Source organism: Billgrantia kenyensis, assembly GCF_013697085.1.
GTDB classification, from domain to species: Bacteria; Pseudomonadota; Gammaproteobacteria; order Pseudomonadales; family Halomonadaceae; genus Halomonas; species Halomonas kenyensis.
Map to the genome: position 1 here is coordinate 1 of NZ_JACEFT010000004.1, position 23,179 is coordinate 23,179.

Genomic DNA, 23,179 nt, shown 5'->3' on the forward strand with positions numbered 1-23,179 from the left:
GGGGATCATGTCATCCTGACCCGGGGCGACCACATGAACGCCCACGGCGGGACCAACACGATGAAGATTCTCGAGGTGTGACGGCCAGACGGCCAATGTGCCAATCCGGCTGCCGGTGCCCGGCAGCCGGGTTTCGTCGTGTCGCCGGCTGGTGCCGTCAGTCGGTGTCGTCCCGCTCCCAGTCCATGGTACGCCGGACGGCCTTCTTCCAACCCTTGTAGTTGCGCTCGCGCCGCTCGACGTCCATCTGGGGTTCGAAGGTGCGCTCCAGCTTGGCCTTGTCGGCCACCTCCTGCTGGGTCCACATGCCCACGGCGATACCGGCCAGGTACGCTGCACCCAGCGCGGTCGATTCGGTAATCGTGGGGCGCTCCACGTTGACACCCAGCATGTCGGCCTGGAACTGCATCATGACGTTGTTGACCACGGCACCGCCGTCCACCCGCAGGGCCTTGAGGGTAATGCCGGAGTCGGCCTGCATGGCTTCTATGACGTCGCGAGTCTGGTAGGCCAGTGACTCCAGGGTGGCCCGAGTGATGTGCTCCTTGCGCGTGCCCCGGGTGATGCCGAAGATCCCCCCGCGTGCATACATGTCCCAGTACGGCGCGCCGAGTCCGGCAAAGGCCGGCACCACGTAGACCCCACCGGCATCCTCCACCTTGCCGGCGTAGTACTCAGAATCCTCGGCCGAATCGATGAGCTTGAGCTCATCGCGCAGCCACTGCACGGCCGCTCCGGCAATGAAGATGGCGCCCTCCAGGGCGTACTCCACCTTGCCGTCGAGCCCCCAGGCGATGGTGGTGAGCAGGCCGGATCTGGAAGGCACAGGTGTCTCGCCGGTATTCATGAGCAGAAAGCAGCCGGTGCCGTAGGTGTTCTTGACCATGCCTTTCTCGAAGCAAGCCTGGCCGAACAGGGCGGCCTGCTGGTCGCCGGCTATACCGGCGATGGGAATCCGAGCGCCGCCGAATGTCTTGGCATCGGTAGTGCCGTAGACTTCACTGGAGGGGCGCACCTCCGGCAGCATGGCAGCCGGAACCCCGAGCTCATCAAGCAGGCGGCGGTCCCACTCGAGGGAGCGGATATTGTACAGAAGGGTGCGTGAGGCGTTGCTGACATCGGTGATGTGGCGCTCGCCCCGGGTGAGATTCCATATCAGCCAGGTGTCCATGGTGCCGAACAGCAAGTCACCACGTTCTGCTCGCTCTCGCGCACCCTCGACGTTGTCCAGTATCCAGCGAATCTTGGTGCCGGAGAAATAGGCGTCTGCCACCAGGCCGGTCGCCTCGCGGATATAGGGTTCGAGCCCTCGCGCCTTGAGCTCGTCGCACAGTGGTGCGGTACGGCGGTCCTGCCAGACGATGGCGTGATGGACAGGCCTGCCTGTATGACGGTCCCAGACAACGGTGGTCTCGCGTTGATTGGTGATGCCGATGGCGGCCACCTCGGAGGGTTTGATCCCCTGGGTTTCCAGGACCTCCCGAGCCACACCCATCTGACTACCCCAGATCTCCATGGCGTCATGCTCCACCCAGCCGGGGGTGGGGTAGTACTGAGTAAACTCCTTCTGGGCCACGCCCACGATCCGGGCGTCCTGGTCGAAGAGAATGGCTCGGCAACTGGTGGTGCCCTGATCGAATGACAGGATGTATCGTTTTTCCATAGCGGGCTCCTTGCTTTATCGGATCATACTGCTTTGTTCTAGTACCGTACTGTAGCCTCGATCAGAGGATGTTATTTTTGTATACAATAATGGTTCGATCTGTGGTGATCTGATGGGAAACATGCGATGGTGTTTCGGTAAGAGATCGCAGTGAAGGGGACAGTATGAGTCATTCCTGGCAGGAAGACGTCCAGGCCGCCGTCAGGGCGGGGGGACGCATCAGCGATCGCTTTATCGTCGACAAGGTTCGAACCGCGGTATTGAACCAGCGCCTGCCGCCCGGCACACGTCTGCCCGAGGTGGCACTGGGTGAAATCTTCGGCGTCAGCCGCTCGGTGGTGCGCAAGGCCCTGACCCGGCTGGCTGCCGATCACGTCGTCAGCCAGCAGCCCAACCAGGTGGCCCGGGTGCGTGCTCCCAGCATCGAGGAAACCCGCGAAACCTTTGCCGCCCGCCGTCTGGTAGAAGGCGAGGTGGCGGCGCTATTGGCCGGGCGGCTCGATGCTGAGCTGCTGGCGACCATTGACATGCTGGTGGAGAAGGAGGCCGGTGCCCATGCCCGTGGCGACGAGGCGGCACGCATCGAGCATTCGCTGGCGATTCATCACCTGCTTGCCGAGCATTCCCCCAACCGGGTGCTCGGGGCCATGCTCACGGATCTTGTCCTGCGCACCTCCATCGTCATCGCACTCTACAAGCGTGCCGGGCTGGCGAGCTGTTACCTGGCAGAAGATCATCCGGCCTTGCTGAACCACCTGCGCGCCGGTGACGGTGAGGCGGCACGTCGCTGCATTCATGACCACTTGCAGGCGCTCGAAGGGCTGCTCGACCTCAGTACTCGTGAAACGCGCATCGATCTGATGGCGATCCTGGGGCAGCGTGAGAGTGCCACTCCGTGATCGCCGCCAGCGCTTGGCTGAGCCGCCGGGTGCAGGGTGTCGCCCTGGCTGGCCTGGCGGCGCTGCTGCTGGCCTGGCAGTGGCCAGCCGGTGCCGAGGGGCCGGCCAGGCTCGAAACTGCACCCCTGGAGATTCACGCAGATGGCGAGAGCCACCGGCTGGAGGTGGAAGTGGCGCGTACCTCGGCCGAGCGCATGAGAGGGCTGATGGAGCGCGACTACCTGGCCGACGATGCGGGGATGCTGTTTCTCTACCAGACCCCGCAGCCGCCGGATGGCGGTTTCTGGATGTATCGCACTCTGATTCCGTTGGACATTGCCTTCCTCGATGCCGATGGCCGTATCGCGGCCATCTACACCATGCTGCCCTGCCCGTCGCGCGACCCGCAAGAGTGTCCGGTGACCTTGGCTGGCGTGACCTATATCGCGGCCCTGGAGGTCAACGCGGGCTACTTCGCCGAACGCGGAATCGAGAAGGGCGCCTGCGTTTCCTGGCCCGGCCGGCAATCCGGCTGCGACTAGCGGCCGAACAAGGCGCGAAAGCGAATCACGATCAGTCCCACCCCGGCGATGACCATGACGCCGCCGAACAGCACATGGGTGTTGAGGTTTTCGCCGAGAAGCACGATACCCAGGATCACCGCCCCCATTGGCACCATCAGGCTCAGCGGGGCCAACCGGCTCACCGGGTGGCGCCGCAGCAGGCCGTACCACATGCCGTAAGCGACGATCGACGACATTACTGCCGTATAGAACACTGCCCCCCAGCCGAACCAGCCAGCGCTGGCCATGGCGCTCACCTGGCCGCTTTCGAACCACCAGGAACCGATGGCGACCTGGGGCACAGCGAGCAGGGCCGTCCAGCCGGCCAGTGCCAGCGGCGGGATATTGGGCCCCTTCTTGATCAGCAGCTGTGACACGGCCCAGCCGAAGGCGCTGAGCAGCAGCAGCGTCATGGGCAGCGCAGAGGGCAGGCTGGGGCCACCGGCCAGCACCACCACCCCGCCGAACGACAGCACGAGGCCGGCCATGCGCTTGAGGCTCAGACGCTCGCCCAGGAACAGCACCGCCAGCAGCGTGGCAAAGGGCGTTCCCATCTGTACCAGCAGGGCACCGGTGCCGGCTTCTGCCTGCCCCAGGCCGATGAACAGCAGGGCGAAGTGCAGGGTGCCGAAGGTTGCCGAGAGCAGCAGCAGGAACGGCAGATGATGACGCGCCACGGGATGGAAGGGGACCAGCAGCACCGCGACCAGCATGAAGCGCAGCGTGGTCAGCAGCAGGGGTGGCAGCTCCTCCACGCCCAGCTTGATGACGATGATGTTAAAGGCCCAGATCGCTACGATCGAAAGGCCCAGCAACAGGTCGCGCAGCGGCACGGCAGACTCCTCGGCATGGATAGCCCGGCGAGGGTAGCAGCCTCATGCCGCTGCGTCGCCGATGCCGTCGACAGACTACCATTCAACGCACGACATCGTAGAATGTCGATGCGTGGCGACACTCGTCGATGCCAACCAGAACGATAATCATGGCCGGTCCCATGCAGCCGGCCCAGTAGCAAGGACACGTCATGACCTCAAAATGCCGTATCACCCGTATTGCCGCGGCACTGGCCGGTGCCGCCGTACTCACCGCTTCGCTCTCGGCGCAGGCGCGGGAGCTGTCCGTTTCCACCGTGCTGTCCGATGCCTTCCCCTGGGGACAGGCTGCCGAGAAGTGGGCCGAACTGGTGGAGGAACGCACCGGGGGCGAGCTGACCCTGCGTGTCTATCCCAACTCCCAGCTGGTGGCCGGCGACCAGACCCGTGAATTTTCCGCCATGCGTTCCGGCCTGATCGACATGGCCGTGGGCTCGACCATCAACTGGTCGCCACAGGTCCCCGAGTTGAACCTGTTTTCCCTGCCCTTCTTCATGCCCGACGAGGCGGCGGTCGATGCCGTTACCGGCGGCGAAGCCGGCGAAATGGTCTTCGAGGCCATCGAGTCCCGCGGCGTGATTCCGCTGGCCTGGGGCGAGAATGGTTTCCGCCAGCTGTCGAATTCTCGAGGGGCCATCAGCGAGCCAGGAGATCTCAATGGTTTGAAGATCCGCGTGGTGGGCTCGCCGCTGTTCCAGGACACCTTCACTGCGCTCGGGGCCGATCCCACCCAGATGAGCTGGACCGATGCCCAGCCGGCACTGACCACCGGTGCGGTGGATGGCCAGGAAAATCCGCTCTCGGTCTTCGACGTGGCGCGTATCGACCAGGTGGGGCAGGAGTACCTGACCCTGTGGAACTACATGAACGACCCGCTGATCTTTGCCGTCAACCAGCGCATCTGGGACTCGCTCTCCGAAGAGCATCGCGAGATCCTGCGGGAAACGGCAGTCGAAGCCGGCGAGTGGGAGATCGCCATGACCCGCGAGCAGGAGAGCGAGCGTCTGGCCGACATCCAGGAGCGCGGCGTGCAGGTCACCGAGCTGAGCGAAGAGCAGCATGCCGCCTTCGTCAATGCCACGCGCAGCGTGCACGACAAGTGGATTCCGCGCATCGGGCCGGAGTTGGTCGAGGCCGCACGCCAGGCCATCGAGGCTCGCTGAGTCGTCTTCCCGCCTAACCCCGGCTCCTCTCTTGGGGCCGGGTCTTTTCAATGCGAGGCTTCCATGAAGTTCTCTCCCGATGCCAGGCCCGAGCGCTGGCTGGGCTCATTGGCGCTGGCGATCATTTCGCTGATCAGTCTGGGTAACGTCATTACCCGCTACGTGACCGGCGGCTCCCTGGCCTTCACCGAGGAGTTCTCGGTATTCCTGCTGGTGGTGCTGACCTTCGCCGGTGCCTCGGTGGCGCTGCGGCGCAACGGTCACATTCGTATCGGTCTGCTCGAGCGAGCCTTGCCGGCCGCACCACGGCGGGCGCTGATCGTCTTCCAGGGGCTCTGTGGTGCCATCGTGCTGGGGCTGATCACCTGGTTCGGTGCCAAGCTGACCTGGGAGGAGTACCAGTGGGAGTCGCTGTCGCCGGGCTTGGGCCTGCCGCAGTGGTGGTACCTGCTGTGGTTGCCGCTGCTGTCGGCGGCGATGCTGGTGCGTCTGCTGCAGCAGACCCTCGACCGTCTGCGCGGGAGGCTCGACGATGAGCCCTGACCTGTGGATGATCCTGGCCTTCGCCGGGCTGTTGATCGCCGGCGTGCCGGTGGCCTTCTCGCTGGCCCTGGCGGGGGCCGTGGGAATCGTGGCTGGGCTCTCGCCTGACATGCTGGCCACATTGGGCACCAACACCTACAACAGCATCGCCAAGTATCCTCTGATCGCCATTCCGCTGTTCATCATGACCGGACTGATCTTCGAGCGCGCCGGGGTCGCGCTGCGCCTGGTGCGCTTCGCCCAGGCGTTGATCGGGCCGCGGCATGGGGGCCTGGCCCTGGTGGCGGTGCTGGTGTGCATGATCATGGGCGGCATGAGCGGCTCCGGCCCGGCGGACGCCGCGGCGGTGGCCATGGTGATGCTGCCGAGCATGACCAAGGCCGGCTACCCCAAGCCCTTCTCGGCCACGCTGATCGCCGCGTCCGCTTCCACTGCGATTCTGATCCCACCCTCGGTGGCGCTGATCCTCTACTCCATCGTGGTGCCCGGGGTCGACCTGCGGGCGCTGTTCGCCGCCGGGCTCTTCCCCGGCATCCTCGCCGGCCTGGCGCTGCTGGTGCCGGCGCTGCTGGTCTCGAAGCGCTACGGCTGGGAGGGCGGCACGCCAGTGGAGGGTGCCGAACGGCTCAAGGTGGGTGAAACCTTCAAGCAGGCGCTGCCGGCACTGTTCGCGCCAGTGCTGATCCTGGGCGGTCTGCGTTCGGGGCTGTTCACGCCCACCGAGGCCGCCGTGGTGGCGGTGGCCTACGGTGCCCTGGTCGGGCTGTTCCTGACCCGCGAGATCGGCTGGCGCGACCTGTGGAGCCTGCTCGGCGAAGCGGCGGTGATTTCCGGCGTGGTCATGCTGATCATCGCCCTGGCCGGTATTTTCGCCTGGGCCGGTACCATGCTCGGCACCTTCCGCCACCTGGCGGAGTGGATCATCGGGCTCACCGACAACGGTGTGCTGCTGCTGATCCTGATCATGCTGGCGGTGCTCCTGGCCGGCATGCTGCTCGATGCCATCTCGATCTACCTGATCATGATGCCGATCCTGATCCCGGTAATGCAGCATTTCGGCTGGAACCCGGTGTGGTTCGGTATCCTGCTGGCGATGAACATTGCCATTGGCCAGTTCACTCCGCCGGTGGCGGTCAACCTGATGGTGACCACCAACATCGCCAGGATACGCCTGGAGCAGACCGTGGGCTGGGCGCTGCTGTTCGTGCTGGCCATGGCCAGCGCGCTGGCGCTGGTCGCTATCTTTCCCGAAATCGCCCTGTGGCTGCCAAGGGTGCTTGGTTACAACGTCTGATCGAGTGAATCCAGGGTGTCCTGGAAGAGCTTGGCGCTGCCGGCATCGAACAGCACGAAGCGCACCCGTTCGATGCCGGGGCAGCGAGGCAGCGTCTCCTGCACCGTGGTAAGGGCGACACGGGCGGCCTCCGCGAGGGGGTAGCCGAAGGCGCCGGCTGAGAGGGCGGGGAAGGCGATGCTGGCAAGGCCCTGCCGCTCGGCCAGCTCGAGCGCATTGCGATAGCAATCGGCGAGCAGCTTCGCTTCCGGCGTATCGCGGCCATGGACCGGCCCCAGGCAATGAATGACGTGACGGTTGGGCAGGTTGAAGGCCTCGGTGATCACCGCCTCACCGGGTTGAATCGGAGCCAGCGTGCGGCAGGCACGGTCGAGCTCGGGGCCTGCCGCACGGTGCAGGGCACCGGCCACCCCGCCGCCCGGGCGCAGCAGGGCATTGGCGGCATTGACCACGGCATCGATGTCGGGCTGATTGGCAATGTCGCCCTGAAGGCATTCGACCTTGGCTGTCATGATGGCGTCTCCCTGAGGTGTGGTTTCAGTCTGGCGGGTGAGGTCGAGCGACATCAAGCGGTTCACACCATTCAAAGCGGGCGTCGCGGCACGCATGTTGGTATGATTCGAGTTATAAGGTTATTTCTTTTTTCGGAGTTTCCGCATGATCCCCTCACGCTTTGCGCCGCTGGTCTTTTCCGTGCTGATGTCCATTTACATGGTTACCTTGATGACCTTCGTCATCACCTGGGTCAATACCGGACTCGGCGATGGCTTCCTGCATCGCTGGTGGCGCGCCTTTTATATCGCCTGGCCGGTCGCTTTTGCCCTGATACTGCTTGGTGCACCGCGTCTTCAACGTCTCGTTGGGCGACTGGTGAAAAAGGCCTGAAACGCGGGGTCTGGTGGCGAACGAATCGTTGCATTTTTACCAAGATAGCGTGACATTCGTTGCAAATAGACGCAAAAACTTGCAACTTCTCCGTTCAGACGGTACCAATGTGCTCCCCCCGATAAGCCACGGCTCGCCGACTTCTGGTTGGTGATGGCGTTCTCACGCCACAGCGCAGGGTTTTGGCCTGGCCCATGACAACAGGAGGAGACAATGAACCAGCGTGTGAATATCGCTCTCGGCGACGCAGGGGCCGAGCTGATCGAGGCCCGCCAATTCAAGGTCTATACCCATCGTCAACTGGACAAGATCGAGGCGATTCAGGCGCTGCCTGAAGATCTGCGTTTCGATATGCGGGTGGTGAGCCAGGTACTGCCGTTCCGGGTCAACGAGTACGTGATCGATGAATTGATCGACTGGGACAATGTGCCAGCCGATCCTGTTTTCCAGCTCACCTTTCCCCAGCGGGGCATGCTGAGGCCTGAACATTTCGACGAGGTGGCAGAACTGGTGCGCCGTGGCGCCGATGCTGCCGAGATGAAGCCGGTGATCGAGCGCGTTCGCGCTGAGCTCAATCCTCACCCGGCAGGGCAGATGGATCTCAACCTTCCGCTGCTCGACGGCGAGCCGCTGCCCGGCATGCAGCACAAGTACCGCGAGACGGTACTCTTCTTCCCCAGCCAGGGGCAGGTATGCCACAGCTACTGCACCTTCTGCTTCCGCTGGGCGCAGTTCGTGGGCGACAAGGAACTCAAGTTCGCCTCCAGCGAAGCCGACTCGCTACATCGCTACCTGGCCGAGCACACCGAAGTCACCGACCTGCTGCTGACCGGCGGCGACCCCATGGTGATGAAGGCCAAGCACCTGCGCATGTACCTGGAGGGGCTGATGGCTCCCGAGCTGGACCATGTGCAGGACATTCGCATCGGCTCCAAGAGCCTCACTTTCTGGCCCTATCGCTTCGTCACTGACCCCGACGCCGAGGACCTGCTGGCGCTGTTCCGCGAGCTCACCGCTGCCGGCAAGCATGTGGCCTTCATGGCGCACTTCAACCACTGGAAGGAGATGGATACCCCAATCTGCCGCGAGGCGATCCGCCGCATTCGTGCCACCGGCGCCGAGATCCGTACCCAGGCGCCGCTCCTGAAGCACATCAACGACGACGCCGACCAGTGGGCGCGCATGTGGACCACTCAGGTGCGCCTGGGCATGATTCCGTATTACATGTTCGTCGAGCGCGATACCGGTGCTCGTCACTACTTCGAGGTGCCGCTGGTCAAAGCCTGGGAGATCTACCGCGAGGCCATGAAACAGGTACCGGGCCTTGCGCGGACCGCCCGCGGGCCCTCCATGTCTGCCGACCCGGGCAAGGTGGAGATCCAGGGCGTCACCGAGATCCACGGCGAGAAGGTCTTCGTGCTGCGTTTCATCCAGGGCCGCGACAGCGACTGGGTGCAACGGCCGTTCTTCGCCAAGTACGATGAAAACGCCACCTGGCTCAACCATCTCGAGCCGGCCCTGGGCGAAAGCGAGTTTTTCTACGAGGCCGATTTTGCCGCCATGAAGGACGAGAAGCAGGCGCTGATACTGAAGGCCGGCTGAAGCATGGAGGCAGCCGCGAGGCTGCCCGCTCTCGGTCCGGAGCATAAGCTATGGCCGTACTCTTGCAGCATATGCCCCTTGGGAATTAACGCTCCCTAAACGAAAAGGCCGGCTATTATTAATTTCAGTGGAAAAAGACCCTCCATGCTGTCGTTTTTTTCGCTAAAGTAGATTAGAGCGGTAGCATCCGTCAGCCAGCGCTTTTCGCCTGGCGACCCAGGGATCTTGCTTTCAAAAATCAAGCTAGCCAATAATGTCAAGAGGTGTGTTAATGAAACGCCATGCTTTTTCCGCAGCCGCCTTCTCGGGAGCTCTGCTGGGCGCTGCCATGTTCTCCGCGCCTGCCGTGGCCCAGGATCGATTCATTACCATCGGTACCGGCGGCCAGACCGGCGTCTACTATGTGGTGGGTCAGTCCGTCTGCCGCATGGTGAACCGCGGCAGCGACGAGCACAACGTACGCTGTAACGCTCCCTCCACCGGCGGCTCCGTGGCCAACGTCAATGGCATGAAGTCCGGCGAGCTCGACATGGGCGTGGTGCAATCCGACGTTCAGTTCCGTGCCTATCACGGCGAAGCCAACTTCGAGTCCGATGGCCCTTGGGAGGAGATGCGCGCGGTCTTCACCATGCACGGTGAGCCGCTGACCGTTGTTGCACGTGCCGACTCCGGCATCGAGCACTTCTCCGACTTCCCCGACAAGCGCGTCAACATCGGCAACCCGGGCTCGGGCCAGCGCAACACCATGAACGTGGTGATGGAGGCCATGGGTTGGGATACAGACACCTTCTCGCTGGCTTCCCAGCTGGATGCCGCCGAGCAGGCTGCAGCCCTGTCCGATAACAACATCGATGCCATGGTCTACGTGGTGGGGCACCCCAACGGCTCCATCCAGGAAGCCACTACCACGATCGACGCTCGCATCATTCCGGTGACCGGTGACGAGATCGACGCTCTGGTCGAGGAGTATCCCTACTACACTCACGCAGTCATTCCCGGTGGCCTGTATCGCGGTAATGACGAGGATGTCGAGACCTTCGGCGTTGCAGCGACCTTTGTGACCCATGCCGACCTCGACGAGGAGATCGTCTACGAAACCGTCAAGGCGGTCTTCGAGAACTTCGATCGCTTCAAGCGCCTGCACCCGGCGTTCGAGAACCTCAATGAAGAGGACATGATCTCCGACGGCCTGACCGCACCGCTGCATGACGGTGCTGCACGCTACTATCGCGAGCGCGGCTGGATCGAGTGAATTCGTGAAGGAGGGCTGAAAACCCCTTCAGGTGAGATGCGCGGACCCGGGAGGGTCCGCGCATCTGTTTGCACCAGGCCGCCGTCAGGGTGACCCTGGCTCTTTTCACGCACCGGCGACACCAGCACAAGTCATGGTGGGGCAAATCGGCAATGACTGACGAAAAAACCAAGCCAAGTAAGAATGAGGTCGATCTGGAGGATATGGTCGCCTCCAGCGATACCGGAGCACGCAAGCCGCTGGGTGCCCCCGGAAAGCTGCTGGTCGGCACCGCTGCCGCCTGGTCACTGTTCCAGCTCTGGATCGCCTCGCCACTGCCATATATCTTTCGCTTCGGGGTCTTCAACGCCGTCGAGGCGCGTTCGATCCACCTGGCCTTCGCCACCTTCCTGGCGTTCATGGCCTATCCGGCGCTGAAGCGCTCGCCGCGCGATCGTATCCCGCTGCAGGACTGGGTGCTGGCGCTGGTGGGGGCCTTCTGTGCCGCCTATATCTTTCTTTTTTACGCTGAGCTTGCCGAGCGGCCGGGCTCGCCCATCCTGCGCGATGTGATCGTGGGCGTGGTCGGCATCCTGGTACTGCTCGAGGCGACCCGGCGGGCCCTTGGGCCGCCACTGATGATCGTGGCTTCGGTCTTCATCCTTTACTCACTGCTCGGCCCCTACATGCCGGGTATCCTGGCCCATCGCGGGGTCAGCCTGTACGGCCTGGTCAACCACCAGTGGCTGACGGCACAGGGCGTGTTCGGTATTGCCCTGGGCGTCTCCACCAGCTTCGTGTTCCTGTTTGTGCTGTTCGGCGCCCTGCTCGACAAGGCCGGCGCCGGCAACTATTTCATCAAGGTCGCCTTTTCGCTGCTCGGTCACTACAAGGGAGGGCCGGCCAAGGCCGCCGTGGTAGCCTCCGGGATGACCGGCCTGATCTCCGGCTCTTCCATTGCCAACACCGTCACTACCGGTACCTTCACCATTCCGATGATGAAGCGGGTAGGCTTCCCGGCCGAGAAGGCCGGTGCGGTCGAGGTCTCCTCGTCGGTGAACGGGCAAATCATGCCGCCGGTTATGGGTGCGGCGGCCTTCCTGATGGTGGAGTATGTCGGCATTCCCTACGTGGAGGTCATCCGGCATGCCTTCCTGCCGGCAGTGATCTCCTACATTGCCCTGATCTACATTGTCCACCTGGAGGCCTTGAAGGCGGACATGCAGGGCTTGCCCTCGAGCAACCCGGTACGGCCTCTGCTCAACAAGGTGCTCGGCTTCCTGACCGGCTTGATCCTGCTGATGGCGCTGTCGTTTGCCGTCTACTATGGCCTGGGCTGGCTCAAGCCGGTGCTGGGCGATGCCACGCCCTGGGTCGTTGGCGTTGGCCTGGCCGTCATCTATGTCGGCCTGCTCAAGCTTGGCTCGAACTACCCGGAACTCGAGCTCGACGACCCGGCCTCAAAGGTAGTCAAGCTGCCACGGACCAAGCCCACGGTGTTGGTGGGGCTGCACTATATCCTGCCGGTGATCGTGCTGGTTTGGTGCCTGATGGTGGAGCGTCTCTCGCCTGGGCTGTCGGCCTTTTGGGCCACGGTGTTCATGATCTTCATCATGATCACCCAGCGTCCCATCACCGCCTTCTTCCGCGGTCGTAGCCGTATCGCTGCCGATATCAAGGAGGGTTTTCTCGATCTGTGGGACGGCCTGGTCGCCGGTGCCCGTAACATGATCGGCATCGGTATCGCCACGGCTACCGCAGGGATCGTGGTGGGCGCGGTCTCGCAGACCGGTGTCGGGCTGGTACTGGCCGACGTGGTCGAGATCCTGGCCATGGGCAACCTGATGCTGATCCTGCTGCTCACGGCGGTACTCAGCCTGATCCTGGGCATGGGGCTGCCCACCACTGCCAACTACATCGTGGTGTCGGCGCTGATGGCCCCAGTGATCGTGATGCTGGGCCAGCAGAGCGGCCTGATCGTGCCGTTGATCGCGGTTCATCTCTTCGTCTTCTACTTCGGCATCATGGCCGACGTGACGCCACCTGTGGGGCTGGCGTCGTTCGCGGCGGCGGCGGTCTCGGGCGGTGATCCGCTGCGTACCGGCTTCCAGGCGTTCTATTACAGCCTGCGCACCGCGGCGCTGCCGTTCCTGTTCATCTTCAATACCGACCTGCTGCTGATAGACGTCGGCTGGCTGCAGGGCATAGTGATATTCATCATTGCGACCATCGCCATGTTGATCTTCGCCGCTGGCACCCAGGGCTATCTGCTGGTGCGCAGCCGCTGGTACGAGTCCGTGCTGCTGTTGCTCGTCGCCTTCACCCTGTTCCGCCCCGGCTACTGGATGGATCGCATCCACGACCCTTACCAGTCGATTCCGCCAGCGGAATTCGCCCAGGCGCTGGGCCAGGTCGAGGATGGCAGTAACCTGCGTGTGCAGATAGCCGGGGAAGATGCCTTCGGTGATCCCATGACCACCTACTTCCTGGTACCGGTACCGCGGGGCGATACCGCCGAGCAACGCATGGAAAGGCTGGGCATGGAACTGTGGATCGATGGGGACGAGGCCATCGTCGACTTCGTCGAGTTTGGCAGCCTGGCGGCGGACATCGGCTTCGACTTCGATCAGGAGATCATCGAAGTCCTGGCCCCGGTGGATCGCTGGGCCAAGGAGTGGATGTGGATCCCGGGCTTCCTGGTATTCGGCCTGGTGGTGCTGTTGCAGCGTCAGCGTAAGCAACGGCAGACGTCAACCGCCCATGCCGCTTGAGGAGGGGTGAGATGTACAACAAGATTCTGCTGTCGGTCGATCTCAATGAGGAGTCCTCCTGGGCCAAGGCGCTGCCCACAGCATTGACGCTGTGCCATACCTTCGGGGCTTCGCTGCATGTGGTGACGGTGCTGCCGGACTACCACATGCCGCTGGTGGGATCCTACTTCCCGCGCGACTTCTCGAAGAAGGCTCATGAGGCGGTATCCGAGGCCCAGCACAAGTTCATCAAGGAGCATGTGCCCGATGACATCAAGGTGCAGTCGGTGATCGTCGATGGCTCGCCCTGGGAGGCGATCGTCAAGACTGCCAAGAAGCTCGAAGTGGACCTTATCGTGATGGCCTCGCACAACAAGCGGAAGTTCGCCGACTACGTGTTGGGGCCCAATGCCGAGCACGTGGTTCATCATTCGAAGGTGTCGGTGATGATCGTGCGCTGAGCGTGGTGAGGTTCACGTGCAGACGCCCCGGTCAGTGACCGGGGCGTCTGCGTTCTTGCGAGTCGCTGTGCGACGTCAGGAAAGGTCGATCTCGGCCACGTGTCGTGCCGTCTCTCCACTGTCGTCCTGCCAGATGAACTCTGCCTCCCCGCTCTGCTCGGGAGTGAGGAAGAAGCGCAGGTAGGGGTTGGCAGAGATCGACTGGTGCAGCTCTGCCTCGAATACCGTATCGCCCTCGATCGACACGCTGAAGCGCTCGATGATGTGGCGGGGCAGGGTGTCACCGTCGTCGTCCTCGCGTAGGCCGGTTTCCATGGGGTGATTGATCAGCGTGCGCACTTCGGCCGGCTCTCCAGCGGCAAGGCCGGACGCAATGCTCACCCGTGGATTTGAGAGCGCGTCGGGTGCTTCGCCGCCGGCACGTACCAGGCAGCCGCTCACGGTGATGCGTACCTCGCGGGCAGTGGCGAAGCGTTCGCCCTGGTGGCTGGTGGCGATGGCAATCACTTCCTGGGTCTCGTTGAGGCGGACCCGGGTGGAGATCTCCGGTTTGGCGCTTAGCGGTGACAGGTGAAAGGTGGCGATCTCGGGAGAGGGGTTGGCGTTGGCAAACAGGTCGACTCGCTCGATGTAGTCCCCCTCGTCGAGCTCGCCATCGAAACTGACGGTGAGCGCAACGGCCGAGCCATCCTCCGAGACATGCGGCAGGTCGAGTGTCAGCCCCTGGGTATGCGGTTCGCTATCGCCCAGCAGGCTCTGGGCGGCCTCCAGGCGCTGCCAGGGCTCGCTTGCCAGGCCTGGTAGCGCCAACGTAGCCAGGCCGAGCCCGGTGATGGCAACCCCCAGTCCGCGCAGCAGCCGACGGCCCAGGAGGATGAAACGTGAGGAAGAGGACGAATGCATTGGCTTCTCCGGTTGAGTCAAGGCTTGGACAACGCCAGGGGGCCGTGGATTCCCAGCCGGGCGCCCAGCATGATGCTTGCCACGGCGATGAGGGAGGCAAGGGATAGCGTCGAGAAGCCCGAGAGGCCCTGGCCGATGGAGCAGCCCAGAGACATGACCCCGCCTATCCCCATGAGTGTTCCGCCCACCATGCTGCGCAGCATATGCGTCGGCGAGTCGAAGGAGCGCAGGTTGAAGTCACGGCGCAGCAGTGCCATCAGTACAGCGCCCAGCAGCACGCCCCCTACTACGCTGACGGCAAAGCCCAGGCGGGTTCCGGTGGAGAGCATCAGATACTGCAGGGACTCACCGATAGGGGCGACGAAGGTAAGGCTAGCCAGGCGCACCGGCTCGAAGTCGTCGAAGCCGAGCACGCCGGTGGTATACCAGCTGGCGGGAACCAGGGCGCCGATGACTAGGCCGGCGATCCAGTCACGTGGCGACGCGCGGAACTCCCGGCCGGAAAAAGCCCAGGCTGCAAGGCAGCCCCCGATGATCAGCGCCGGAAGCCACCCCGGCAACCCGAGCAGCTGTGGCAGCGTGGCTGCGGGCAGGGTGAGGGAAAAGCTCTCCAGCCACAGGCGAAGAGGAGCGAGAACACCCGAGAGCACCATGTAGGCAGCAAGGCCCAGGCAGACCAGCACCACGAAGCTGCGCAGGTTTCCGCTGCCGAGAAGCACCAGGGCACGGGCACCGCAGCCGTTTGCCAGCGCCATGCCATAGCCGAAGAGCAGTCCACCCAGCGGCAGGGCCAGCCATGCCAGGCTGGGCACGGTGTAGATCGAGGCTTCGAGCGATACCATGCCGCTCGCCCCCAGGGCTTGGCTGCCCAGCAAGGCCACCCCCATGGCCAGGGCAAAGGCGCGCAGTTTGCGCGTATCACCCGAATGCTGCGTATGGTGGAGACTCCTGAGCAGGCAGAAGCCGGATAGCTGAGCCGTGGCGCCAAAGACCAGGCCAATCGTCAGCCCTGCCCACACGACCAGCTCGGTATGACTCATGGTGGAAATGCCTCATGACATGGATTACATGGGAACGGGCCACCCTGAGGTGGCCCGTGTGTGCGACGCCCCTGGCCTGCGAAAGCCCCGGGGATTATAACGCCTTGAAGCTGGCCGGTGTCAGGTCTGGGTACCCCAGGTATCCTGGCAGATGGCGTTGTACCAGCCGACGGCGTATTCAGCTTCCAGCGCACGGGTGGTGTCCGGCGCATCCATCGGACTGACTCCTCCTGAGCCCTCCACCTCGGCGATCACCCCGTCCTTGACGCGATACACGCCGGCGACCGAGATACCGTATTCGGGCCCGACCAGGCTATAGCAGGTATTGGTCCAGTGCGCCGCAGGTGCGGGGCGCGACTCCAATGAAGCGGCGATGGCCACTGCCACGACCTTGGCCTGGGCATTGGCACAGAAACCGGACTTGGGCATCGGTGCGGCAACGGTGGCATCACCGATGACGTAGATGTCCTCGGCCTGCTGGGACTCGAAGGTCTCCGGCTTGACCGGTACCCAGCCGGAGTCGTCGGTAACGCCGGCCCGCTCGGCGATCCAGCCTGCCTTCTGCGGTGGTATCACATTGAGCACGTCGGCCTGATGCACGGTACCGAACTCGGTCTCGACCTCCAGGCGGTCCGCATCCACTCGGGTCACGCGACCGTCGTCGGAGAGTCCCACCCACTCGATGCGGTCGCCATAAAGCCGTTCCCAGCCCTCCATGAACAAGCCCTGCTTGGAGAAGTTGTCCTTGGCATCGAGAATCAGCACCTTGGACTTGGGCTTGTACTGTGCCAAGTAGTTGGCCACCAGGCTGGCTCGCTCGTAGGGACCGGGCGGGCAGCGGAAGGGGTTGTCCGGCGCCACCATCACGAAAGTGCCGCCATCCTCCATGGCTTCCAACTGGGCACGAAGCTTTTCGGTCTGGCTTCCGGCCTTCCATGCATGCGGTGCCTTCTCGGCAGCGTCTTCGTCGTAGCCTTCCAGGACATTCCAGCGTATGTCGATCCCGGGTGAGAGCACCAGGCGGTCATACTCCAGTTCACTGCCGGTTGAGAGCTTGACCGTATGCGCCGCGGCATCGATGTCCTCTGCCGTGGCGTGGATTACCCGCACGCCATAGCGATCCTGCAGCTCGTCGTAGCCGTGAGCGATGGAATCCATGCTGCGCAGACCGCCCAAGTGCAGGTTGCTGAAGGGACAGGTATAGAAGGTTTCGGCGGGCTCGACCAGTACGACCTCGATGGCGGGGTTGGCGCGCTTGAGGTACTTGGCTGCCGTGGCGCCACCGAAGCCGCCGCCGACGACGACGACCTTGCCGGCGTGCTGGCCACCGATGGCAAAGGGGGAAATACCGCCAACCAGGGGGAGGAGGGTGGCGGCGCCCAGCCCCTTGACCATCTGCCGGCGACTGATGCCGGTACCTTTGAAATGCTGTGTCATGGCGAGCCTCTCACTCCTGCGGTTCTTGGTCTGCTGGCGAATCGCCTTCGGCCTCGGGGTCGATGGCGGCGAAGTGCCCGGCCAGGGCGACCAGCTCCTCATCGGTAAAGCCCTTGGCGATACGATCCATGATGGTGGTATCGCTTGTCTCTTCGTGCTTGAACGCGAGCAGTCGCGACTCGAGCACGGCGGCGGGTCTTCCGGCGATGGTCGGCACGCTACCTGACCGGCGGCCATCGGTGCCGTGGCAGTTGGCGCAGGCGCTAGCCAGTAGGCCTACCTGCTCGGAGGAAAGGTTGGTTTCGGCGACAGCCGTGGTGGCGGCTCCCAAGGACAGTAGAGTGCCCATGATCGGTGTTACTGCCCTGCGAATCGACCGATTCATCGTCAGGCTCCTGATTGCGTTATCTTTTATTACTACCCTAATTCAGCATGTTAAAGCCAAATGCAGGGCGCAAGAAGGAATACTTCGGCATTCTCTTATGACAGAACGAGAGAAATATCACTCGCGTTATTTCTTGTGACATGGCTTCAGCTGATTGCCGAGCCTTGCTGGCTGGCCTGCTGCAATAGTGTGTTGAGAGTTCTTTCTGCTGCGTTGACAACTTTGCTCGGCATGCTTGTGCGCGGTCAACTACAGTACGAATACAACAAGACGTCATCCGGGCCTCCTGGCTGGCAAGACGCTGACTTTGTCTTCCCAAGGCGATAAAACGGGGTACAAAAATGAACGCAGCAACAAGAAGCGCCGGAAAAGCCTCAATTCCCAACGTCAAGATAACCATCAACCCGGTGGGCATGGACAGGCCGCGTGCCTGGCTGGCGGCCGGCTTCGAGGACTTTCGTCAGGCGACTGCCGTGAGTCTCGCCTACGGGATGTTCTGGGTCGGGCTGAGCATTGCCGTCACCGCTGGCGCCATTGTCCTCGACCTGTGGCACTGGCTGTTGCCGATGGTGGCGGGCTTCATGTTCATCGGACCGCTGGTCGCTGTCGGCTCCTATGGCATCAGTCGTGCCCTGGAAGCCGGTCGAGCCCCGCACCTGGGAGATGCCTTCGGTGCCTGGCGCCCGCATGCCGGCCAACTGGCCATGATGGGCGTGATGATGATGATCTTCTTCCTGGCCTGGATCCGCCTGGCCACGCTGCTGTTTGCCCTGTTCTTCGGCTATGAGGCGCCGGGAGCGGCAGAGATCTACGCTTCTCTGCTGACGACACCGCAAGGTCTCGGCATGATTGCCGTGGGGACAGCGGTGGGCGCCGTGCTGGCCTTTGGTGCGTTTTCCATCAGCGCGGTTGCCATTCCGACGCTAATGGACCAGGACCTCACCTTCATGGAGGGAATCGAAGCCAGCGTGCGTGCCGTGGCACGCAACTTCCGCCCGATGCTGCTGTGGGCCGCCATCCTGACGGGCTGCGTGCTGGTGGGGGTGCTCACCTTCTATATTGGCCTGGCACTGATCCTGCCCGTGCTCGGCCACGCCAGCTGGCACGCCTACGAGGACCTGGTTCGCTGCGAGCCGGTCGATAAGCTCGAATCGTGACCAAGACAGCCGACAGGGGGCCGGCGCCCCCTGTCGTATCACATCCTGGCACTTCCAACTGAACTTTCCTTCAGTTTCGCGTACGCTTGGCCACATCCCCTTTGTCCCGGATAGTATCAATGCATCGATCATGGCCAAGTCGTGCAATCTCTACTGCCGCTATTCTGCTTGCGACCAGCTTGATCCCGGCGCTGGCTGCTCCCTTGCCGCCGCCGGAGGGCGAGGTGTTGCTCAGGGTGACGGGAAATGTCGATAACCCCAACGTCGCCGACGAACTGCACCTCGACCGTGACCAGCTGATGGCTCTATCGCCGCGGGTCGTCGAGACGCAAACGCCATGGACCGAGGGCGTGGGGCGCTTCGAGGGTCCCCTGTTTCGTGCCGTACTCGAGGCGGCCGGTGCCGAGAGCGAGTATGTACGGGTCCTGGCACTGAACGAGTACGAAATCGAGATACCCGTCAGCGACCTCCAGGAGTATGACGTCATCCTGGCAATCAAGCGTGATGGCGAGGCAATTGCCGTCCGCGACCTGGGGCCTGTTATTGTGCTCTATCCCTTTGATGAACATCCGGAACTTCTCAACGAGACGATCCGTCATCGCTCCGTGTGGCATGTGGAAGCCGTCGATGTGCCGTAACGACTCCTTGTGCCGACGCCGGTTTTCGAGGCGCTGAAGCATGCTGCGCTACCCGCTGCGACTGAAGCTGGGGGCGGCCGCGGCGCTGCTGTTCTTTGCCTCTGCCCTGGTGGTGGTGGGGCTTGCTGCCTGGCGCCAGGACGCCCTCCACCAGAGCGTCGTCGGTGACCTCGCCTGGCATGCCCACAAGCTCGATCGCGATATCGTCCAGCTGCGCAGTGACCTGGCATTGCAGGTCGGTAGCGCTCGGACGCTCGATGCCCTGAGGCTGCGCTTCGAGCTGATCTACAGCCGAGTCAACCTGCTGCAGCGCGGCGACGTCAACCCACTGCTGCAGCAGATTTCCCAAGCCGACCGGCTCCTGCCCAACCTGGTCTTGCTCATGGAGGACATCGATGCCCTGCTCGACGAGATCGACCAGCTCGAGCAGGGGGAGCGCTGGGTCATTTCCGACCGCCTGGAGCGCGTGGGAGGGCTCTCCGAGCAGCTGATCATTGCCGTCAATGGACACTTGGCCGAATCGGCCATACGAGACCGGGAAGTGCTGCAGACGCTGTATGCCGTCTTGCTGGCCCTGATCCTGGCCATGAGTCTCGCCGCGCTGCTGGTGGTGATATTCCTGGTGCGAGAAGCGCGTGACAATGCCGAGGCGCGGCGCTCGCTGGAATCGCTGAGCCGTGAGCTGCAGGCCACGGCACATCGGGCGGAGGCGGCCAGCCAGGCGAAGTCGGAGTTCCTGGCCACGGTCAGCCATGAAATCCGCACGCCGCTCAACGGTGTCATCGGTATGAGCGACCTGCTCGCAGACCAGCCGATCGACTCCCGGTCGCGTGAATATGCCCGGACCCTCAACGTCAGTGCAGCGCGACTGCTGGAACTGATAAACGACATTCTCGATTTCTCCAAGATCGAGTCGGGCAAGCTGGAGCTCGAACGCCGTCCGATCCGACTGGTATCGCTCATCGGCGATGCAAGCCGCCTGTTTGCGCTGCGCGCAGAAACAAAGGGGCTCAAACTCGACACCCATGTCTCGCCGGACCTTCCGGAGCGGATGATGGGCGACCCGGCCCGCCTGCGCCAGGTGCTGCTCAACCTGCTTTCCAATGCCATCAAGTTCACGGAGCAGGGAAAGGTGGCCGTCGAGGCCAGCCGGAGCCCGCAGGGCCGGCTCAGGCTGGAGGTCCGCGATACCGGCCCAGGTATCGACGAGGACAAGCATGATTGGCTCTTCGAGCCCTTCCGCCAGGCGGATGCCTCCACGGCGAGACGCTATGGCGGCACCGGCCTGGGGCTTGCCATCAGCCAGCGCCTGACCGAGGCCATGGGAGGTACGATCGGGCTCGACAGCCGGCCCGGCGAGGGCAGCTGTTTCTGGATCGAGTTGCCGCTGGAGGCGGCTTCGGACGAGGAGGCTGAACCGCTCGAGCCACAGCCGGCACTGGAGTACAGCGCGGGGGGGAGGGTGCTGCTGGTCGAGGATAATCCGATCAATCAGCAGGTCGCAGAAGCGATGCTGGAGCGCTTTGGCTGTCAGGTGAGCGTTGCGGAAAGTGGCCCCAAGGCCTTGGAAATGGCGGTAAACGAGGCGTTCGACATCATCTTCATGGACGTGCAGATGCCCGGCATGGACGGCCTGGAAACCACCCGCCGTATGCGGGAGGCGGGCGGCTGGTGCGCGCAGGTACCGATCGTTGCAATGACGGCGGGGGGGCCGGGGGCAGAGCGGGAGATCTGTCTGGCAGCGGGCATGAGTGACTACCTGGTCAAGCCGCTGCGGCGTCACGAGTTGGCGCTCGCGCTGAGGCGCGGATTGACCGGGGTGAGCGAGACGGCTGTCAGCAAGGCAAGGGAAACGCCCTCGGACATGATCGATGTCGGTGTCCTCGAGGAGCTGCAGGAGTCGCTGGGAACGGCCGCTCTTGCCACCTTGGTTCAGGTGCATGACGAGCAGTTGCACAGCCATGTCGCCGATCTCGAGTCGGCGCTGAACCAGGGCGATCTGGCGACTCTGGGCAGGATCGCCCACCGTATCAAGGGTGAGTCGGGCAGCCTCGGCAGCTGTGGGCTTTCTGCCATCGCTCAAGAACTGGAGCGACTGGCCAGCGAGGAAGATTTCCCCGGGGCGGAGGCCAAGCTGAAAGCACTTCAGGCAGCTATCCCGCTCACGCTAGACTCGCTGCAGGGCTGGCTGGCCGACCAGTCCCAGGCGTGTTGATGCAATGTTCTGGTAGCTGCAAGTATTATCTGATTCTGTGTCGGCTGCCGGTGATCCCGAATTCTTCCAGCTCCGCTGGATTGGCCTAAGCCGGGTCTGGCGCGAGGGGCTCGATTTTCTGCTCAAGCCCCTGCACCAGTGCTTGCTGTTGGTGGAGCGGCTGCTCACGCTCACGGCCAAGCTTTGAAACGTTGTTACGGCTAAGCGTCAGGCCTCGGGTTCGATGCGATAGAGCCCGCCGTCGCTCTCGTCGGTCAGCACGTAGAGCAGGCCGTCGGGGCCCTGGCGCACGTCGCGGATGCGGCCCAGCTCGTTCTCCAGCAGGATCTCTTCATGAGCGATGGATTCTCCATCCAGCACCACGCGATGGAGACGCTCGGCATAGAGGGCGCCAATGAAGAGGTTGTTCTCCCACTCGGTGAACTCTTCGCCGGTGTAGAAGGCCAGCCCCGAGGGCGCCAGGGTGTCTTCCCAGACGTGAACCGGCGGCTTGACGCCGGGGGCCACCTCACCGATGCCGATGAACTCGCCGGTATCGTACTCCGTGCCGAAGGAGACTTGCGGCCAGCCGTGGTTGCTGCCGGGTTCGGCGATGTAGAGCTGCTCGCCGCCGCCAGAGGGGCCGTGGTCGACGGCCCACAGCTCGCCGGTTTCCGGGTGCAGTGCCAGGCCCTGGTTGTTGCGATGGCCGTAGGAGAAGATCTCCGGGCGCAGGTTGCCCGGCTCCGCACCGATGAAGGGATTGCCCTCGAAGGCACCCCCGTCCTCGTGAAGGCGAATGATCGAGCCACCCGGATCGGTGAGATCCTGGGAGGGGTAGCGGATGCCGCGATCACCGATGGAGAACATCACGCTGCCATCGTCGGGCAGCACGATGCGCGAGCCGTAGTGGCGGCCGGGCGCGGTACGCGGCACCTGGGCATAGATCGTCTCGAGGTCGGTCAGTTCGCTGCCGTCCTCGCTCAGGCGTGCACGGGCTAGCGCCGTGCCGGTGCCGTACTCGTCGTCGCCCATTACCGAGTCGTCGTCGCCGGGGCTGGAGTAGGTGAAGTAGATCCAGCCGTTACTGTCGTAATCGGGATGCACGGCGACATCCAGCAGGCCGCCCTGGTTGCCGCCCTCGGGAGCGGTTCGCTGATCCTCTTCGGCATCGATCTTGGGCAGGTTGCCGACTTCGGTCACCTCGTCGCCGTCGACGAGATACAGGTTGCCTGGACGCGCGGTGATCAGCATGCGCTCGTCAGGCAGCCAGGCCACAGCCCAGGGGTGCTCGAGTCCGCCCACCACCTGAGTCACGGTCAGGGTGGCCTCTTCGCTCTCCACACCGGAGGCCACCTCTTCGTTGGTGACCTGGACCTCGGCGTGGGCGAGTCCGGCGAATGCCATGCCGCTGGCAATGGCGATGGCGAGAGGGGGGCGCGTAAAGCGCGGATGGGGAAGGGGTCCGTATAGCTGCATATCGCTTTGCTCCTTGCAGGCGAGCCAGGGGAAGCGGCGCC

The 23,179-nt window shown here is 63.4% G+C and carries 21 protein-coding genes; 13 read left to right on the forward strand and 8 right to left on the reverse strand.

The genetic code is table 11. The features are described from left to right. Positions 1-157 precede the first annotated feature (157 nt). Entirely contained in the window at positions 158-1,663 is a 1,506-nt protein-coding gene (gene glpK, locus H1D44_RS05130) for a glycerol kinase GlpK (RefSeq protein WP_181513767.1), read from the reverse strand. Between the two features lie 164 nt (positions 1,664-1,827). On the opposite strand from glpK, the gene H1D44_RS05135 reads away from it, so the two are divergent. Continuing rightward, positions 1,828-2,562 (forward strand): GntR family transcriptional regulator, encoded by a 735-nt coding sequence (locus H1D44_RS05135; RefSeq protein ID WP_181513768.1) that lies wholly within the window; start codon positions 1,828-1,830, stop codon positions 2,560-2,562. Continuing rightward, entirely contained in the window at positions 2,559-3,083 is a 525-nt protein-coding gene (locus H1D44_RS05140; protein ID WP_181513769.1) for a DUF192 domain-containing protein, read from the forward strand. Before H1D44_RS05135 ends, H1D44_RS05140 begins: the two co-directional genes overlap by 4 nt. Here H1D44_RS05140 and H1D44_RS05145 read toward each other — a convergent pair. Beyond that, positions 3,080-3,937 carry an EamA family transporter gene (locus H1D44_RS05145; protein ID WP_181513770.1) on the reverse strand — a complete coding sequence of 286 codons (858 nt, stop codon included), beginning with the start codon at positions 3,935-3,937 and terminating at the stop codon, positions 3,080-3,082. The two genes, H1D44_RS05140 and H1D44_RS05145, sit on opposite strands and share 4 nt — an antisense overlap. 191 nt (positions 3,938-4,128) lie before the next feature. Here H1D44_RS05145 and H1D44_RS05150 point away from each other — a divergent pair, with 191 nt between their 5' ends. The 3 genes from H1D44_RS05150 to H1D44_RS05160 all read left to right on the forward strand — a co-directional run bounded on the left by H1D44_RS05150 (position 4,129) and on the right by H1D44_RS05160 (position 6,976). Beyond that, on the forward strand, positions 4,129-5,139 hold the full coding sequence (locus H1D44_RS05150; RefSeq protein WP_181513771.1) for a DctP family TRAP transporter solute-binding subunit: 1,011 nt from the start codon (positions 4,129-4,131) through the stop codon (positions 5,137-5,139). A 63-nt stretch (positions 5,140-5,202) separates the two neighbouring features. Then, the gene (locus H1D44_RS05155) at positions 5,203-5,682 is read left to right on the forward strand and encodes a TRAP transporter small permease (RefSeq protein ID WP_181513772.1); all 480 of its coding nucleotides are present in this window, start codon (positions 5,203-5,205) and stop codon (positions 5,680-5,682) included. Beyond that, positions 5,672-6,976: a TRAP transporter large permease gene (locus H1D44_RS05160; protein ID WP_181513773.1), complete on the forward strand. Its 1,305-nt coding sequence runs from the start codon at positions 5,672-5,674 to the stop codon at positions 6,974-6,976. The genes H1D44_RS05155 and H1D44_RS05160 overlap by 11 nt, the downstream gene beginning before the upstream one ends. On the opposite strand, the gene H1D44_RS05165 is transcribed toward H1D44_RS05160, so the two are convergent. After that, the gene (locus H1D44_RS05165) at positions 6,964-7,488 is read right to left on the reverse strand and encodes a macro domain-containing protein (protein WP_181513774.1); all 525 of its coding nucleotides are present in this window, start codon (positions 7,486-7,488) and stop codon (positions 6,964-6,966) included. The two genes, H1D44_RS05160 and H1D44_RS05165, sit on opposite strands and share 13 nt — an antisense overlap. A 145-nt stretch (positions 7,489-7,633) precedes the next feature. On the opposite strand from H1D44_RS05165, the gene H1D44_RS05170 reads away from it, so the two are divergent. From H1D44_RS05170 to H1D44_RS05190, 5 genes are all read left to right on the forward strand, one after another. Beyond that, positions 7,634-7,861: a DUF2798 domain-containing protein gene (locus tag H1D44_RS05170; RefSeq protein WP_181513775.1), complete on the forward strand. Its 228-nt coding sequence runs from the start codon at positions 7,634-7,636 to the stop codon at positions 7,859-7,861. 213 nt (positions 7,862-8,074) lie between these two features. Then, the gene (locus H1D44_RS05175) at positions 8,075-9,463 is read left to right on the forward strand and encodes a KamA family radical SAM protein (protein WP_181513776.1); all 1,389 of its coding nucleotides are present in this window, start codon (positions 8,075-8,077) and stop codon (positions 9,461-9,463) included. 271 nt (positions 9,464-9,734) lie between these two features. Further along, on the forward strand, positions 9,735-10,715 hold the full coding sequence (locus H1D44_RS05180; protein ID WP_181513777.1) for a TAXI family TRAP transporter solute-binding subunit: 981 nt from the start codon (positions 9,735-9,737) through the stop codon (positions 10,713-10,715). A gap of 152 nt (positions 10,716-10,867) precedes the next feature. Beyond that, complete coding sequence (locus H1D44_RS05185) at positions 10,868-13,465, forward strand: TRAP transporter permease (RefSeq protein ID WP_181513778.1); 2,598 nt, start codon at positions 10,868-10,870, stop codon at positions 13,463-13,465. A gap of 11 nt (positions 13,466-13,476) precedes the next feature. Continuing rightward, positions 13,477-13,905: a universal stress protein gene (locus H1D44_RS05190; RefSeq protein ID WP_181513779.1), complete on the forward strand. Its 429-nt coding sequence runs from the start codon at positions 13,477-13,479 to the stop codon at positions 13,903-13,905. 75 nt (positions 13,906-13,980) lie between these two features. Here the strand turns inward: H1D44_RS05190 and soxZ are convergent, their stop codons facing one another. From soxZ to H1D44_RS05210, 4 genes are all read right to left on the reverse strand, one after another. Next, positions 13,981-14,808, reverse strand: a complete 828-nt coding sequence (soxZ, locus tag H1D44_RS05195; protein WP_181513780.1) for a thiosulfate oxidation carrier complex protein SoxZ — start codon at positions 14,806-14,808, stop codon at positions 13,981-13,983. A 17-nt stretch (positions 14,809-14,825) separates the two neighbouring features. Further along, positions 14,826-15,848 carry a YeeE/YedE family protein gene (locus H1D44_RS05200; protein WP_181513781.1) on the reverse strand — a complete coding sequence of 341 codons (1,023 nt, stop codon included), beginning with the start codon at positions 15,846-15,848 and terminating at the stop codon, positions 14,826-14,828. 120 nt (positions 15,849-15,968) lie between these two features. Next, complete coding sequence (locus H1D44_RS05205) at positions 15,969-17,285, reverse strand: NAD(P)/FAD-dependent oxidoreductase (protein ID WP_181513782.1); 1,317 nt, start codon at positions 17,283-17,285, stop codon at positions 15,969-15,971. 10 nt (positions 17,286-17,295) lie between these two features. Then, on the reverse strand, positions 17,296-17,670 hold the full coding sequence (locus H1D44_RS05210; RefSeq protein WP_181513783.1) for a c-type cytochrome: 375 nt from the start codon (positions 17,668-17,670) through the stop codon (positions 17,296-17,298). Positions 17,671-18,011: 341 nt separating this feature from the next. Here H1D44_RS05210 and H1D44_RS05215 point away from each other — a divergent pair, with 341 nt between their 5' ends. The 3 genes from H1D44_RS05215 to H1D44_RS05225 all read left to right on the forward strand — a co-directional run bounded on the left by H1D44_RS05215 (position 18,012) and on the right by H1D44_RS05225 (position 21,680). Beyond that, positions 18,012-18,827: a DUF2189 domain-containing protein gene (locus H1D44_RS05215; RefSeq protein ID WP_181513784.1), complete on the forward strand. Its 816-nt coding sequence runs from the start codon at positions 18,012-18,014 to the stop codon at positions 18,825-18,827. A gap of 119 nt (positions 18,828-18,946) precedes the next feature. Beyond that, on the forward strand, positions 18,947-19,465 hold the full coding sequence (locus tag H1D44_RS05220) for a putative pterin-binding protein (protein ID WP_220127988.1): 519 nt from the start codon (positions 18,947-18,949) through the stop codon (positions 19,463-19,465). Between the two features lie 40 nt (positions 19,466-19,505). After that, on the forward strand, positions 19,506-21,680 hold the full coding sequence (locus tag H1D44_RS05225) for an ATP-binding protein (RefSeq protein ID WP_181513785.1): 2,175 nt from the start codon (positions 19,506-19,508) through the stop codon (positions 21,678-21,680). Between the two features lie 207 nt (positions 21,681-21,887). Here H1D44_RS05225 and H1D44_RS05230 read toward each other — a convergent pair whose 3' ends face one another. Beyond that, positions 21,888-23,138, reverse strand: a complete 1,251-nt coding sequence (locus H1D44_RS05230; protein ID WP_181513786.1) for a PQQ-dependent sugar dehydrogenase — start codon at positions 23,136-23,138, stop codon at positions 21,888-21,890. Positions 23,139-23,179: the final 41 nt, after the last annotated feature.